This window comes from Rhizobium phaseoli, from assembly GCF_010668805.1.
Lineage (GTDB): Bacteria > Pseudomonadota > Alphaproteobacteria > Rhizobiales > Rhizobiaceae > Rhizobium > Rhizobium phaseoli_A.
This window is the reverse complement of sequence record NZ_WUFT01000092.1, coordinates 1-423: the sequence shown is the minus strand read 5'-3', so window position 1 is coordinate 423 and position 423 is coordinate 1. Positions and strand designations below refer to the sequence as shown.

Below are 423 nucleotides of genomic sequence, written 5' to 3'. Positions count from 1 at the left end.
CTCATGTTCGACAGCGTCATGCGTTCCTGCATCGACAGTGCGCTGATGGCTTCACCGCAGAATTCGACAGCCTGATAGCGGCCGCCGTTCATGCCGAAGCGGCCGATCATATGCAGCATCATGTCTTTCGCCGTCACGCCATGCGAAAGCCGATGACGCCAGTGCATCTGCAAGGTCTCCGGCACCTTGACCCAGATCTGCCCGGATACCGCGACGCCAAGCATCTCCGTGCTGCCGATGCCGAACATGTACGCGCCGAACGCGCCGCCCGTCGGCGAATGCGAGTCGCCGCCCACGCAGAACATGCCCGGTCGCAGGTGCCCATGTTCCGGCACGACCACATGGCAGATACCGACGCTGTCGTAGACGTTCGGCAACTGCTGCGCGCTTGCCCATTGACGCGCGATGCGTACGATCCGGCGC

At 63.1% G+C, this 423-nt stretch carries 1 protein-coding gene; it reads right to left on the bottom strand.

Features of this window, described 5'->3' with window-relative positions:
- Positions 1-377 (bottom strand): aconitase family protein (locus GR197_RS31520; protein ID WP_246724747.1); only part of this gene is annotated, 377 nt, incomplete at its 3' end.
- Positions 378-423 lie beyond the last annotated feature (46 nt).